Raw genomic sequence first — 13,965 nt, 5'->3', positions numbered from 1 at the left:
TATAAGCATGTGAAAGAAATTGTTATATTATGAGTTTCTATTGTGAAGCCATAAAGAATAAGCGTATAATATTATAGGTCTCACATTTGCGAGACAAACCGCGAATGATAAATAAGATTGTTGTTTTATCATCGCTTCTAAACATATAGACAATGAAAGTAACACTGGAATACAGATAGGGAGTTATAAAATGAAATTAATTATTGCCGAGAAACCAGATCAAGGGTTGGCTCTTGTTTCACAGTTTAAATATCGCCGGAAAGATGGATATTTAGAAGTAGAAGCGAATGAGTTATTTCCAAATGGAGCGTACTGTACATGGGCAATTGGTCATTTGACGCAGTTATGTAATCCAGAGCATTATCACGCAGAGTGGAAAAAATGGTCACTTAATACGTTACCGATGATTCCAGAGCGTTTTCAATTTGAAGTAACAAAGTCGAAGTATAAACAGTTTAACGTTGTGAAACAGCTGTTACATAATCCACAGGTAACAGAAATTATTCACGCAGGCGATGCTGGGCGTGAAGGGGAACTGATCGTACGAAATATTATTAATCTTTGTAACGTGCAAAAGCCGATGAAGCGTCTATGGATTTCGTCTTTAACGAAGCAAGCTATTTACCAAGGGTTTAAAAATCTACTTGATGAAGCAGATACAATTAATACGTATTATGAGGCGTATACAAGGTCATGTGCGGACTGGGTCGTTGGTATGAATGCATCACGTGTTTTTAGTATTTTGCTAAAGAAAAAAGGAATGAATGATGTATTTTCTGCTGGTCGTGTCCAGACACCAACGTTAGCATTGATTGTAAAGCGAGAGAAAGAAATTGAAAACTTTAAGTCAGAGCCTTTCTGGGAAGTGTTTGCAACCTTTAATATAGAAGGAAAGAAATATGACGGAAAATGGGAAAAGGATAATGAATCCCGCTTAAAAGACCCTGATATGGCGAATAAAATTGCGGCATTTTGCCAAGGGAAACCGGCTGTTGTGAAGGAAATGAAAACGGAGCGTAAAGAGTTTCAGCCGCCGCTTTTATTTAACTTATCATCACTGCAAGCAACGGCAAATAAAGCCTTTAAGTTTTCACCGAAAAAGACGCTTGATATAACGCAAGCACTATATCAAAAAGGGATTGTTTCTTATCCACGTTCAGATTCTAACTATGTTACACAAGGAGAAGCAGCGACGTTCCCTGATATTTTACAGAAGTTAAGTCAGTTTGATGAATATAAAGGCTTATTACCGGCTCCGGTTGAATCCATTATGAATAACAAGCGTTATGTAAATGAAAAGAAAGTAACAGATCACTACGCAATTATTCCGACAGAGCAAGTTACAAACCCAAGCAGACTCTCAGGTGATGAAAAGAAAATATACGATATGATCGTAAGAAGGCTTATTGCAGCTCATTATGAAGTTGCAATCTTTGACTATACAACGATTGTAACGCTTGTAGATGAACGTGCTGAATTCATTTCAAAAGGAAAACAGCAAATTCAAGAAGGTTGGCGTAAAGTTATTTTCCAAGACGATAAAGATGACGAAACCATTCTTCCAATTGTAGCTGAAGGCGAAGAAGGAAAAGTTGTAAAGGTGAAAGTGAAAGAAGGAAAAACACAGCCACCGAAGCGCTATACAGAAGGACAACTTATTACGTTAATGAAAACAGCTGGTAAGTATTTAGAGAATGAAGAGCTGGAGAAAGTATTAAAGAAAACAGAAGGTTTAGGTACGGAAGCGACTCGCGCAGGTATTATTACGATGCTGAAAGACCGTAAGTATATAGATGTAAAGAAAAACCAAGTGTATGCGACTGATAAAGGAAAAGTATTAATTACCGCAATTGGTGATAAAATACTAGCTTCACCAGAAATGACTGCGAAATGGGAACAACGTCTTGCGGAAATTGGTGAAGGTACAGCTTCACCAGCTACATTTATGGAACAGACGAAAAAGCTATCAGCTAAAATTATTGAAGATGCAGTGGAAATGTCTGAGAAGTGGGATTTCACTGGACTACATGTTGAATCGATTGAACGAAAAGGATCGAAATTTACAACGGGTAAAAAGGTTGGTAGCTGTAAAAAATGTGATGGCGATGTAATTGATAAGTCAACGTTTTACGGTTGTTCTAACTATAATACAACGCAATGTGATTTCACCATTTCAAAGAAGATATTAAGTAAAACAATTTCGCAAAAGAATATGACAAAGCTCTTAAAAGGTGAAAAGACTGACTTAATTAAAGGCTTTAAAAAGGGCGAGAAAACGTTTGATGCGAAATTAGAGTGGAAAGATAATAAGATTAATTTTGTATTTGAGAATTAATTTGTTAAAAGAGCATGACATAAAACTGTCATGCTCTTTTGTTTTTCTTTTATATAAAATTTAACGATAAAAAAAATCCTTTAAATAATAATTTTTTATTGTAAAACGATAAAACTTGTATTAAAATCAAAATCATAATAAATGAGTGAGGTGCTTTTGTTAAAAGGTAACAACCTTATTTTTTAAATTAGAGGAGGTATAACTATGAACATTAACAATTTGATTGTTAAAAATATGGATAACCCCCATGAGTTGGAGAAGATGTATAGAAAAGATCCGAAAGCTTTTAAAAAAGCATTCTCACAAGCATGGGACCAAAATCCTGATTCCCAGGTTCTAGCTGCTTGGTATGAAAGGTTGCATTTCAAGGAGAAAGTAAATAAAGAAAAAACATCTTTGTTTCAAAAAGGTTTCTTATTCATGGGCCTTTTAGCTATTCTGGCCGGCATAAGCACCAGGATCATTTTCCACTTTGTTGAGCAGGAAGCAATTGCTCCAATTAACTTGGCTTTTGGTGTAATTCCCTTTATTGCTGCTTATTTTGTTTACAATAATACTCCGAAAAAAAGTATTATTTATTCCCTTGCAGCGTTGTTCCTAATTTCCGGGTATTATCTTAATACGCTGCCAGTAAATTATAAAGACAGTACCATACTTGCGTATTTACATCTTCCTATATTTTTATGGGTCTTAGTAGGGCTTGCATTTACAGGAAATGAATATTCAAAAGGCAGTACAAGATTAGCCTATATTAAATTTAATTTAGAATATTGTCTTCTCTACGGGAGCATGGCAGTGAGCGGAATGATACTTGCGGTATTCACCATGCGTTTATTTAGCTTTGTTGACTTAGATATAGGAGAATTCTATTTTAGTAATGTTGTTTTATTTGGAGCAGCGGCTCTCGCTATTGTGACTGCATACTTAGTATCAATGAATCTTAAGCTTGCTAAAAATATTACACCATACATATCTAAAATTTTTAGTCCTCTCGTCCTGATTACGTTGCTTATCTATCTTATAACGGTAATTTGGGTCGGGAAAAATCCATTCTTGGATCGCAATTTCCTAATGGCCTTCAACGGAATATTGCTTGGCGTATTGGCTGTTACTATATTTTCTATCGTTGAGAGTGACTCGGACGAGAAAAAGAACATTTCAGATTATATAAATTTTTCCTTAATTGTTCTGGCGCTTATTATTGACACTGTCGCATTGTCAGCCATAGTATTCAGACTTTCTTCTTACGGGATTACACCTAATAGACTTGCTGTTTTAGGAGTAAACATACTGATTTGGGCAAATCTCATTTGGATTATGTTTGCCTATATGCGTTTCTTGCAAAATAAATCAGGACTAAAAGCTATCCAAGATGCCGTTACGAAGTATTTGCCAATATACGGACTTTGGGCAGCTTTCGTTATATTTACGTTTCCTATCATTTTTAATTAGAAAGGATCTGTTAATGCGGGAGTGGTGAGGGCTAATAATCATTGGGGGATTAACAAAACCCCCAATGATTAAAGTTTCACTTTATTACAATTGGTATTATTACGTTTGTAGTTTCGGTAATTTCATTTGTATTGATAAATAAGAAGCAAGTGTTGTATGTAATCTTTCCATAATAAAAACCGTCCCAAAATGGGACGGTTTTTATTATGCGTATTGCCGTTTTTTCTTAATAAGCAACAAAACTTGTGAAACAAAAGCTAGTACCGGTAACTCAATCAACGGTCCAATAACGAGTGCAAGTGCGATAAGAGGCTCGTCTGGAAAAGCTGTTACAGCGATAGCGAGTGCAACAGGTGAGTTTCTTGCTAACGTTGTTAAGCTTAGACTTACTGTATCTTTGTAAGATAAATGCATGATGCGCCCGATAAATTGTCCTAGTAAAAAATTAATGATGAAGAACAATAGAACAGGAACGAGTAATAATAAAACGACATTCATATTTTGCAGTAAATATTTACCTTGTGATGCAAACATCGCTATTATTGCTAAACTTAAAAATACAATTTGAGCAGAGCTGAAAAACGGAATGAGTTTATTCTCGAGAGTTTCAGCTTTTTTCATTTTATTCATAATGAATTTTGTAACGTGTGCAAGTATAAATGGTAAGACGATTACGATAACAATACTTTCTACTAAAACAGAAACCGCTACAGTTTTCATGACACCAGCAAATAAAAATAAATAAATTGGAAGGAGTAGTACTTGCAAAATTAAATTTACAGGTAAAATTGCAGTAGAAAGTGCTACATTTCCTTTCGCTATTTCAGTAAAGATTAAGTACCAATCTGTGCATGGAGTAACCATTAACATTATAAATCCAACCCAAAGTGCTGGATGATCTGAAAGAAATAGTGCTCCTAATCCCCAAGCGAGTAAAGGTGTCCATAAGAAGTTAATAGTAAGACTTGTTCCAGCAAATTTTAAATTACGAAATCCGTTTTTTATTTCTTTTAATGGGATGCTGAGGAATAATCCATATAGCATGAAAAATAAGAAGGGGACAATAAACTGGTCTGAATACGTATGTATCATATTAAATTGTCCGAGTACGATGCCGCATGTAACAGCAAAAAGAATAATAAAAGTTTGAATCTTTTCTATAGTGCTCATGAATAAATCCTTTCTATATATGAATTTTCCTCTCTAAGTTTATTATACAAGTAATAAAGATGTATTTGGTGTTCAATTGTATTTTAGTTAATATTTTTGAATTGAGATTTTATTTTTTATTAAAAGTTACTTGACTAAAGTAAGTGACTATATTACAATCACTTACATAAGGTAATTAAATAACAAAAAGTTTTGATAGCTTAACTTAAGGTATCTATTGGAACTTTTTCTTAGAATAAGAATTTTTATGATGATGAATAATGAATATGAAAAGAAAGATTAGGTGAAGAAAATGGGACTATTTAGCTCATTATTTGGTAAAAAAGAAGAAAATACGAATGTAGAGGGGAATAAAAAAATGTCAAAAGTATTATTTGTAAAAGCAAACGATCGTCCAGCGGAGCAAGCAGTTAGTTCAAAAATGTATGAAACATTTGTAAGTACTTATAAAGAAGCAAATCCAAATACAGAAATTACGGAATTAGATTTATTTGCATTAGATCTTCCTTATTACGGAAATATCGCGATTTCAGGTGGATATAAACGTAGCCAAGGCATGGAGTTAACTGCTGAAGAAGAGAAGGCAGTTGCTACAGTAGATCAATATTTAAATCAGTTTTTAGAAGCTGATAAGGTTGTATTTGCATTCCCATTATGGAACTTTACAGTACCAGCGCCATTAATCACATATATTTCATACTTATCTCAAGCTGGAAAAACGTTTAAATATACAGCAAATGGCCCAGAAGGTTTAGTTGGTGGTAAAAAAGTAGTTGTGTTAGGTGCTCGTGGTTCAGATTACTCTTCAGAGCAAATGGCTCCTATGGAAATGGCAGTTAATTACGTAACAACGGTACTTGGATTCTGGGGAATTACAAATCCAGAGACAGTTGTAATTGAAGGACACAATCAATATCCAGATCGTTCACAACAAATTGTTGAAGAAGGTCTAGAAAACGTTAAAAAAGTAGCAGCAAAATTTTAATTCATGATAGTAAATGGAAAAACCAACATGGATGACCATGTTGGTTTTTTAGTCTATTTTTCATGTTAAAAAATGTATATTTATAAAATAAAAGAAAAGTTCGAAAATAGTATTGCAAAATATTATATAGCAAACTATAATGAGTTCAAGAATAGTTGATACTTAAATTAAATATTCAGAAAATTCAATTAGTTAAAATTGGAAAATGAGATAAGGAAACTTGAATGGGGGTTATATTATGGCGAATAAAGTACCGTTTTCGTTCATAGTAGTTATTGGATTAATGTTATTTGCACTATTTTTTGGAGCGGGAAATTTAATTTTCCCAGCGATGCTTGGTCAATCAGCAGGAGAGAATGTATGGATTGCTAACGCTGGATTTTTAGTAACTGGTGTTGGATTACCATTACTAGGTGTGCTAGCATTTGGTTTTTCAGGTAAAGATGATTTGCAGTCGTTAGCTAGTCGTGCTCACCCAGTGTTTGGGATTGTGTTTACAACAGTTTTATACTTAGCGATTGGTCCGTTATTTGCAATACCGAGAACAGGAAATGTTTCTTATGAAATTGGTCTTAAACCGTTTATGCCAGAAGGAGTAGGTTCTACACCTTTAATTCTTTTCACAATTATATTCTTTAGTATCACTTGTTTTTTTTCGCTAAATCCCGCGAGAATTGTCGATATTGTTGGAAAAATCTTAACACCAATTAAGTTGACTTTCATCGGTATTTTAGTAATCGTTGCTTTTATACATCCGATTGGAGATATGCAAGCACCAGTGGAAGCTTATACATCACATGCATTCTTTAAAGGATTCCAAGAAGGATACTTAACGATGGATACGCTTGCATCATTCGTATTCGGGATTATCATTATCAATGCTATTAAAGAAAAAGGTGCGAAAACGAAAACACAAATTATGGTCGTTTGTGCAAAAGCGACAATTATTGCAGCATCTATTTTAGCAATTATCTATACAGCACTTTCTTATATGGGTGCTTCAAGTGTTGCAAAGCTTGGACATTTAGAGAACGGCGGAGAAGTATTAGCAAAAGTTTCTAACTACTATTTCGGATCATATGGCGGAGTATTATTAGGATTAATGATTACAGTAGCTTGTTTAACAACTAGTGTGGGACTTGTATCAGCATGTTCTTCATTCTTCCATAAGTTATTCCCAAATGTTCCTTACAAAGCAATTGCAATCACGCTATGTGTATTTAGTGCAATTGTTGCAAATGTAGGATTAACACAGTTAATCGCAGTTTCTGTTCCAGTATTAACAGCAATTTATCCACTAGCAATCGTATTGATTTTCTTAACATTCTTCCATTCATTATTCAAAGGAAGAGCTGAAGTTTATCAAGTGAGCTTAATCGTAACATTTATCATCAGCTTATTCGATGGATTAAGTGCAGCTGGAGTTAACATTGAAGTAGTAAGCCAAGTGTTCACTAAATTCCTTCCGATGCAGGAAGTAGGATTAGGCTGGATCTTCCCAGCGATTATCGGTGGATTTATCGGATATGGACTTAGCATTTTAAAAGTGAAAAACCAAGTTCAACCAGAAACTAGAGCGGATAAGAAAATAGGTTAAATAAAAAAGTTATAGAACTTGTTTCTATAGCTTTTTTTGTTACTATTAATAATGAGAAAAAATAAAGTAGTAGGGGAAATAAAATGAAAAAAACAATTGATCATATCGGAATCGCAGTTCGTGATATAGATAGTACGATACGTTTTTATGAACAGGTTCTATCAGGAGAATTAATAGATCGTTACGTAAGTGAGGCAACAGGTGTAGAAAGTGAAGTAGCCATTCTTGAAGTGGATGGAGATAGAATTGAATTACTTGCACCGACAAATAACACCACTTCACCAATTGCCCGATTTATAAAACAAAAAGGTAAAGGTGTACATCACGTTGCGTATCGTGTCGATGATTTAGATGTGGCTCTAGAAGAGTTAAAAGAACAAGGTATTCGGACATTAGAGCATACACTACGCATTAATAAGCACGGTAGAAGGTTAATTTATCTTAACCCAGCGGATACTGAAGGAACGATTATCGAGTATTGTGATTATCCGGAAGAGAAATAGAAGAGGGATATTTTTTTAAAGGTGTTACGTAATAACGTAATACCTTTTTATTTATGTATTTCACATTTTCTTCACAAATGATTCACGATAACTTTTCTTCTTTGATAACTTACATAAATATATTTTATGATATAATAACAATCGGCTTTAAAAATGTAAGTTGTATCTATCATAATAGTTACTATTATATTGGAAGCTTAGAGGTGGAAGAGAAATAAAGAGTTATACTTTATAGAAATTTATATTTAATCAGGTTAATATTTTGCCCAAGAATCAAACTTTGGAAGTTAAAATAATGAAAATAGAGCAATGAGGAAGAAAGAAGTGAAATGAGTGTGAAAGTAATGAGAAGATTAGGGACATGGCTATTACTTGTGTGTGTGCTTATCATATTGATCCCGCAAAGTGCATCTGCTCATGCGTACGTTGTGAAATCAAACCCTACTGAAAATGAAACATTGAAGAAAGCACCATCTGTTGTAAAAATCGAATTCGATGAGGACATACAAATCTCAAGTTTTAATACATTGTACGTGAGAGATACATCAGGTAAAAGGGTCGATTTAAAAGATGCTCATATTGATAAAAAAAATAAAAAGCTATTAGAAGCTGGATTGAAAGAGAATCTTAAAAATGGTCTCTACTCTATTCAGTGGAAAGCTATTTCAGCTGATGGACATCCCATTCAAGGAGTTATTCCATTCCGTATTGGATTAGCGGAAGCTGGAGCAGATGATATACAAGTAGAAGAGATGGGATATGTTCCGCAAATTGATATGATCATTGAACGTGGAATTTTATATACAAGTTTCTCACTATTTATAGGAGTGCTATTCTTTAATCTTATTATGTATAAAGGGAATGCAACCTCGGTTCGATCAAGGAGTAAGAACATAATATGGATTTCCTTATTAGGGATATTTACTAGCTTGTTATTCAATCTACCACTGCAAGCGAAAATAAATGCTGATGTTTCATGGCTAGAAGCATTCAATCCTTTACTATTAAAAGAAACGTTACAGCTTTCTGTTTTTAGTTATGTTTGGATTACTCAAATGGTTCTCGTTAGTTCGCTTATAATCGTTACGTATTTTGCGATGAGGCGTGAGAAGCTATCGTCTTTTAAAGTATGGAGTATTCCAATAGTGCTGTTTATTGGAATACTTGTTATGAAAGCATTTAATAGTCACGCATATGGTTTAAAGTTTAAAGATATTGCTGTTGTTATGGATTTTTTACATTTATTCGCAGCTTCATTATGGATTGGTGGTTTATCGTCTATTATTCTTCTGTTACGTAAAGAGGATAACAAATGGAATATGTATTGGGATATGATTAAGCGTTTTTCACCGTGGGCAACATGCGCTGTCATTGTGATTTTAATAACAGGTCTTTTTAACAGTACATTTTTTATTCCAACAATCCACTCGTTATTTGATACGAAGTATGGAGTAGCTTTACTAGCAAAGCTACTTTTATTCGTTTTCATGGGGATATTGGGAATTATTCATTATGTGAAAGGGAAAATGAGAGCGGAGCAAGGATTAGGTGCTACGGTGAAAGTAGAGTTTATCATTGGAATTATCATTTTCGTCATCGGAGCTTTTATGACAAACGTACAAACACCACCGATGCCTCCTACTGGACCTTTTACAGAGAGTAAACAATTAGATAATGGATATGAAATGACGCTAAATGTAAGTCCTAATAGAGTAGGACAAAATATATTCCATATTACTTTAAAGGATGAGAACGGACAACCCGTTACTGATATGGAACAAATTATATTAACGACTCAATCGTTAGATATGAATATGGGAAAAGGATCATTTAAAGTTTCGGCAGTTTCACCGGGAGAATATGAAGCAGAAGGTATGTATATTAACATGACAGGAAACTGGAATATACAAGTACATGGATTAACGAAATCGCTTGATAGCTTCGATACGGATTATAAATTTATTGTAGGTGGCAGATAAAGTGAAACTTTAAGCAGCCCTCATCAATTGGGCTACCCGGCGAATAGCGGGATAAAGAGTAGGTATAGATAAAAAGGAGCTAATTGAAAATGGAACGTATAAAAAAATTAGGAACAACAATGATCGCAACAGCAATTACAATGGGAATGTTTTCGTTACCTGTTAGTGCGCACGTTACTGTGAAGCCAGCAACTTCTGACATCGGTTCTTGGGAGACTTACACGATAAAAGTACCAGTTGAAAAGAATATAGCAACAACAAAAGTTACACTGAAAATACCGTCTGGTGTGGAATTCCAACAGTATGAACCAGTGCCAGGGTGGAAAATGGAAGAGCAGAAAGATAATGCCGGAAAAGTGAAAACTGTAGTATGGGAAGCAATAGGAGAAGGGATTTTACCCGGTCAGTTCCAGCGATTTACTTTCGTCGCTAAAAATCCGGATAAAGAACAAAAAATAGCTTGGGATGCATATCAACAATATAAAGACGGAGAAATTGTTGAATGGACAGGCGATGAGAAAGCTGAAAAACCGCATTCACTTACTACAATTGCAAAAGGTACGTCATTAACAGGAGAACATGGTGAAGTATCTAATGTAGAAAAGAATGAAGGTACTAGTAATATGCAGTTGATAGCAATTGTTTTATCTATTTTGGCAATTGTATCTTCGGTAGGTGCGTGTGTTTTTGTAGTGCGTCGTAAAAAATAAGATATAAAAAAGAGCCTACAAATAGTAGGCTCTTTCTCATATTTATTTCACTTCAACCTGCTGCCTTACAGCAAGTGTTTTCGGCTTTATATTTACAAAACAAATGCTCACAACAATAAATAATAGGCCAATAAATAAGCTCATTGTAATGGCTTCATGTAAGAAGATTGAACTTACAATAATAGCGATAAGGGGAATAAGGAATGTATAAGCCCCTACTTTACTCGCTTCACCAGCTCCAACGAGTGTGAAGTATGCAAGCCACCCCATTGCAATAACAAAGAATGAAATAAAGAGTAGTACACTAACAAATGGCATACTCCAAGCAATACTAGACCAACTTTCAAATTCTGAGCCAAATCCGATTAAACAAAGACCACCGATAAGAAGCTGAATTGTTACCATCCAAATGGCATTCACACGGTGACCAGTCTTCTTAATGAATACTGTGCCAAGTGCCCAGCCAATAGCGCATCCTAACGCGAGAAGGATTCCAATAACAGAAATATGTCCTGTTAAACTGCTTGAGCTAATAACACCTACACCAATAAATCCGAGAACAAGCCCGAAAATTTTCAAGCCGTACATTGATTCTTCAAGCCATATCCACGAGAAAATACCGAGTAAAACTGGTTGTAGAAATACAATGGCGGAAAATAACCCAGCAGGCATATATTGAAGACCAACAGTTTGTAACCCGTAAAATATAATGATGTTAAGTAAAGAAGAAATAACGTATAAATGCCACGTTTCTTTTAAATGTAATTCTTTATATTTGGGTAGAGCGAAAAGGAGTAAAATGAATCCTCCAATTAAAGTTCGAACGCCTGCAAATAAAACGGGTGGTGTATAATGCAGGGCAAACTTAGATAAAGGCCAATTGATTCCCCACATGAAAACGAGAAAGGTAAGGATTATGGCCGTCTTAGTTCGAGAAAGCTGTGTCACGGTAAGACCTCCTTGTTGTTATTCATTTCACTATGATATGATATCGAATGTAATAAATAAAATGAATCTTTTTTATAAGGAGTATAAGTGATTAGTTATGACTATTACACAACTGCAAGTATTAATAAAAACTATTGAGTTAGGTAGTTTTACGAAGGCTGCCAGGGTGTTAAATATGACGCAGCCAGCTGTAAGTCATGCAATTTCAAGTATTGAGTCAGAGTTAGGAGTTACGATTCTTATACGTGATAAACGACAAGGATTACTCGTTACGGATGTAGGAAACAGAATTCTTGTACATATTAGAGAGATTTTGAACGGTGTAGAGAAGATTGAACAAGAAGTTGCGATGGAGAAAGGACACGAAGTGGGGACGATTCGAATTGGGAGTTTTCCGAGTGCTTCTGCACATTTCTTACCGAAAATGATAAACCATTTTAAGGAGAAGTATCCGAGCTTAGAGGTCGTTCTTTGTGAAGGAACAATTAAAGAAGTTGAAGATTGGTTAATATCGAGGGTTGTTGATATAGGAATTGTTATTTTGCCTAATAAAGAGATGGAGATTGTCCCGTTAACGAAGGGAAAAATGGTTGCTATCTTAAGAGAGGATCATCCTCTTTGTAAGAAGGACTCTATTACAATTCGTGATTTGGAGAATGAACCGATCATATTATGTAAGGGCGGATACGAACCACCCATCATTGATATGTTTAAACAAGCCAACGTACCACTTCGGGCTGAGTATGTAATTTCTACCGTTACTACAGCTTTAAATATGATTCAAGAAGGATTAGGCATTGCAATATTAGCTGAATTATCTTTAACGAATTTACCACAGAATGTGCAAACGAGAGAATTGGAGCCGCAAGTATGGAGAGAAATTGCTTTAGCTGTTCCTTCATTAAAGGATTCTTCAATCGCTGTACAGCTATTTATTGAAGAATTTCAAGCGCTATTTGCAGAATAAAAAGGGGTGTCTCATATATCATAATGGGGCACTTTTTAATTTGCTTATAAAAAATCTATGAAAAGGATTGACTTATTTTTTAGTTGTAACTATAATGATTACATCGAGGTGGTGATTACGATGAAAATTAGTAGCCGCTTTTCCATAGCTGTTCATATTTTATCTATTTTGAAAAACAATCCATCTTCACTTTGTACTTCAGACTATATGGCTGAGAGTGTCAATACAAATCCAGTAGTCATTCGTAAAATCATGTCGTACTTGAAACAAGCTGGCTTTGTTTACGTAAATCGTGGACCGGGTGGCGCGGGATTACTAAAGGATTTACATGAAATCACATTGTTAGATGTGTATCATGCAGTGAACGTAGTCGAAGAAGACAAGCTATTTCATATTCACGAGCAACCGAATCCAGATTGTCCAATTGGGGCGAATATTCAAGCGGTGTTAGAAATTATTTTAATTCAAGCACAATCCGCGATGGAAGAAGTTTTGAGAAATATTACGATGGGGCAGTTGTTTGAAACTTTGCAAGAAAAAATGAATGCTTAAATAATATTTATATTTTTTTATCATCAATGTAACTGATTTGATTACAACGATAAGGTAAGGTGTAAAAGTTATGACTGTAAAAATGAAAGTATACTCAGATTTTATATGTCCGTTTTGTTTTTTAGCAAAAGGTCCATTAGATGAGGTAGCGAAAGAGAAAGATGTAGAGATTGAATGGATGCCATTTGAATTACGTCCAAGTCCATATTCAAAAATAGATCCATGGAATGAACCAGAAAAATTAGGTTCATGGGATGCTTTCATTCTTCCGACAGCGAAGAAGTTAGGAATTGATATGCGCTTGCCACGTGTTTCACCACATCCATATACACATTTAGCTTTCGAAGGATGTCAATTTGCGAAAGAACGTGGACTAGGTAATGAGTATCATCACCGCGTATTCACAGCATTTTTCCAAGAAGAGCAAAACATTGAAGATATTGATGTGTTAACAAAATTAGCGGTAGAAGTAGGACTTCCTGAGGCGGAATTTAAAGATGCTTTAGTAACTCGTAAATATAAAGAAAAGCATCAAGAAGCAATTCAACACGCATATGATGAAGCGAATATTATGGCTGTTCCAACTGTCATGATTGGAGATGAAGTCATTCAAGGGCTTGCTAGTAAAGAAACACTAGAAAGGGTCATTGATAAAGAAATTGAAAAGGATAAAACAAATTCATTTGAAGGTATGCAATGTAATACCGATGGATATTGCTAATTCGCTTGTTATGAAATAACAAAATAAATGATAAAACAAACATTTG

Annotated in this window: 12 protein-coding genes; 10 read left to right on the top strand and 2 right to left on the bottom strand. The window is 34.7% G+C overall.

What is annotated here, in order from left to right; genetic code table 11:
- Positions 1-190 precede the first annotated feature (190 nt).
- On the top strand, positions 191-2,335 hold the full coding sequence (gene topB, locus ACUN13_RS06245; protein ID WP_000766755.1) for a DNA topoisomerase III: 2,145 nt from the start codon (positions 191-193) through the stop codon (positions 2,333-2,335).
- Positions 2,336-2,539: 204 nt separating this feature from the next.
- Positions 2,540-3,787: a DUF4153 domain-containing protein gene (locus ACUN13_RS06240; protein ID WP_025687213.1), complete on the top strand. Its 1,248-nt coding sequence runs from the start codon at positions 2,540-2,542 to the stop codon at positions 3,785-3,787.
- Positions 3,788-3,991: 204 nt separating this feature from the next.
- Here ACUN13_RS06240 and ACUN13_RS06235 read toward each other — a convergent pair whose 3' ends face one another.
- Positions 3,992-4,957: an arsenic resistance protein gene (locus ACUN13_RS06235; RefSeq protein ID WP_445423729.1), complete on the bottom strand. Its 966-nt coding sequence runs from the start codon at positions 4,955-4,957 to the stop codon at positions 3,992-3,994.
- Positions 4,958-5,249: 292 nt separating this feature from the next.
- On the opposite strand from ACUN13_RS06235, the gene ACUN13_RS06230 reads away from it, so the two are divergent.
- From ACUN13_RS06230 to ACUN13_RS06210, 5 genes are all read left to right on the top strand, one after another.
- Positions 5,250-5,942, top strand: a complete 693-nt coding sequence (locus ACUN13_RS06230) for an FMN-dependent NADH-azoreductase (protein ID WP_000522528.1) — start codon at positions 5,250-5,252, stop codon at positions 5,940-5,942.
- Between the two features lie 238 nt (positions 5,943-6,180).
- A complete protein-coding gene (gene brnQ / locus ACUN13_RS06225) occupies positions 6,181-7,539 on the top strand; it encodes a branched-chain amino acid transport system II carrier protein (protein WP_342761749.1) in 1,359 nt (452 codons plus the stop codon).
- 83 nt (positions 7,540-7,622) lie between these two features.
- Entirely contained in the window at positions 7,623-8,042 is a 420-nt protein-coding gene (locus ACUN13_RS06220; RefSeq protein WP_000750856.1) for a VOC family protein, read from the top strand.
- Positions 8,043-8,371: 329 nt separating this feature from the next.
- Positions 8,372-10,021, top strand: coding sequence for a copper resistance CopC/CopD family protein (locus tag ACUN13_RS06215; RefSeq protein ID WP_445423728.1), 1,650 nt, complete (start codon positions 8,372-8,374; stop codon positions 10,019-10,021).
- Between the two features lie 89 nt (positions 10,022-10,110).
- Entirely contained in the window at positions 10,111-10,731 is a 621-nt protein-coding gene (locus ACUN13_RS06210; RefSeq protein WP_000439685.1) for a YcnI family copper-binding membrane protein, read from the top strand.
- Positions 10,732-10,773: 42 nt separating this feature from the next.
- Here ACUN13_RS06210 and ACUN13_RS06205 read toward each other — a convergent pair whose 3' ends face one another.
- Complete coding sequence (locus ACUN13_RS06205; RefSeq protein ID WP_000192812.1) at positions 10,774-11,679, bottom strand: DMT family transporter; 906 nt, start codon at positions 11,677-11,679, stop codon at positions 10,774-10,776.
- A gap of 97 nt (positions 11,680-11,776) precedes the next feature.
- Between ACUN13_RS06205 and ACUN13_RS06200 the strand changes: the two genes are divergently transcribed.
- The 3 genes from ACUN13_RS06200 to ACUN13_RS06190 all read left to right on the top strand — a co-directional run bounded on the left by ACUN13_RS06200 (position 11,777) and on the right by ACUN13_RS06190 (position 13,919).
- Positions 11,777-12,646, top strand: a complete 870-nt coding sequence (locus ACUN13_RS06200) for a LysR family transcriptional regulator (RefSeq protein WP_000156743.1) — start codon at positions 11,777-11,779, stop codon at positions 12,644-12,646.
- A 120-nt stretch (positions 12,647-12,766) separates the two neighbouring features.
- Positions 12,767-13,198, top strand: a complete 432-nt coding sequence (locus ACUN13_RS06195) for an Rrf2 family transcriptional regulator (protein WP_000704073.1) — start codon at positions 12,767-12,769, stop codon at positions 13,196-13,198.
- Positions 13,199-13,268: 70 nt separating this feature from the next.
- Positions 13,269-13,919, top strand: a complete 651-nt coding sequence (locus ACUN13_RS06190; RefSeq protein ID WP_000216673.1) for a DsbA family oxidoreductase — start codon at positions 13,269-13,271, stop codon at positions 13,917-13,919.
- Positions 13,920-13,965: the final 46 nt, after the last annotated feature.

The organism is Bacillus cereus group sp. Bce041 (genome assembly GCF_052646455.1).
The sequence above is the reverse complement of the archived record's forward strand: the minus strand, read 5'-3'. Positions and strand labels throughout refer to the sequence as shown.